Origin of the sequence: Streptomyces sp. NPDC001851, from assembly GCF_040297165.1 — a bacterium.
GTDB lineage: Bacteria > Actinomycetota > Actinomycetes > Streptomycetales > Streptomycetaceae > Streptomyces.
In genome coordinates, this window is record NZ_JBEOYR010000105.1 from 1 (window position 1) to 1,037 (window position 1,037).

The window sequence follows — 1,037 nt, forward strand, 5'->3', positions numbered from 1 at the left end:
CCTGATTATGGGCTGCGAACGTCGGGTAGTGTATGATTTCGTGAACGTGATTCAGGGCGATGCCACGCTGAATCAGGCGTTGATCAAAGACAAACGCACTGAAAACCTCTATATCCTGCCGGCTTCGCAGACGCGCGACAAAGACGCGTTGACCCGCGAAGGCGTTGAAAAAATCCTCAACGATCTCGGCGAGATGGATTTTGACTTCGTGGTGTGCGATTCACCGGCCGGTATCGAAACCGGTGCGCTGATGGCGCTGTATTTCGCCGACGAAGCTATCATCACCACCAACCCGGAAGTGTCTTCGGTACGCGACTCTGACCGTATCCTGGGTATCCTCTCTTCCAAGTCACGCCGCGCCGAGAAAGGCGAATCGCCAATCAAGGAACACCTGCTGCTGACCCGTTACAACCCGGGCCGCGTCAGCCGTGGCGACATGCTGAGCATGGAAGACGTGCTTGAAATTCTGCGCATTCCGCTGGTGGGTGTGATCCCGGAAGACCAGTCCGTGCTGCGCGCTTCCAACCAGGGTGAGCCTGTCATTCTGGATGCCGAGTCAGACGCCGGTAAGGCGTACGACGATACCGTTTGCCGCTTGTTGGGGGAAGAACGCCCATTCCGCTTCATTGAAGAAGAGAAGAAGGGTTTCCTGAAACGCCTTTTTGGGGGATAAACCATGGCCTTATTAGACTTCTTTCTGTCCCGCAAAAAACTGACAGCCAATATAGCCAAGGAACGGCTGCAGATTATCGTCGCAGAGCGTCGTCGCGGGGACAGTGAGCCCCCGTATCTGCCTGATCTGAAACGCGATATTCTGGCGGTTATTTGCAAATACATTCAGATCGATCCTGAAATGCTGCATGTGCAGTTCGAGCAGAAAGGGGACGATATTTCGGTACTTGAACTTAACGTGACATTACCGGAATCGGAAGAAGCAGCTAAATGATTGCGACGCATTAATTACCCCCTGTATATTTTATGCAGGGGGTAACTGTATGTGTATCCAGTTATTAAGCATTATCGGCAGCAAAAAATTG

The 1,037-nt window shown here is 52.4% G+C and carries 2 protein-coding genes; both read left to right on the forward strand.

What is annotated here, in order from left to right; translation table 11 throughout:
• Nucleotides 1-673 (forward strand): septum site-determining protein MinD (minD, locus tag ABT171_RS41795; protein WP_351252211.1); only part of this gene is annotated, 673 nt, incomplete at its 5' end.
• A gap of 3 nt (nucleotides 674-676) precedes the next feature.
• Nucleotides 677-946, forward strand: a complete 270-nt coding sequence (gene minE, locus ABT171_RS41800; RefSeq protein WP_351252213.1) for a cell division topological specificity factor MinE — start codon at nucleotides 677-679, stop codon at nucleotides 944-946.
• Nucleotides 947-1,037: the final 91 nt, after the last annotated feature.